We start from the raw sequence: 487 nt of genomic DNA on the forward strand, positions 1-487 counted from the left end.
CGCTGGCAGGCCTATGTGTCGCGACTGGGAACCCAGCCGGGCATCATCGTTGCCGAACAAAAGGTGCGCGATGGCCAATTCTATATTGCCGGCCTGAGAGACCCGCTTGCCGCCGACCCGCAGGCTTTGCTGTCCGGAACGCAGGTCGATCCCGCCCGCGTTCGTTCGCAGTGGCAATTCTATCAGAGCCTTGAGCCGGAGTTCGTGCTGAAGCGGCTAACGGCGTCGCTAGCTCCGCCGGATTCAGTACGATTTTCGATCGTCAATGATCGCATCGTTGCCGAGGGTGACGCTCCCGACACCTGGATAGATCGGGCACGCGCAGCGGCCCGACAGCTTGAGGCAGGCGGACCGGTATTCGACATCTCCAAGGTTCGTGATGTGAGCCCCGAAGCACGCGCGGCGGAGCACTGGCAGGCCTATGTGTCGCGACTGGGAACCCAGCCGGGCATCATCGTTGCCGAACAAAAGGTGCGCGATGGCCAAT

At 62.2% G+C, this 487-nt stretch carries 1 pseudogene; it reads left to right on the top strand.

Annotated elements, in window-relative coordinates:
* Positions 1-487, top strand: a pseudogene (locus AC0L2R_RS33845) (OmpA family protein); the annotation flags it as partial.

The organism is Mesorhizobium sp. WSM4820, from assembly GCF_055811075.1.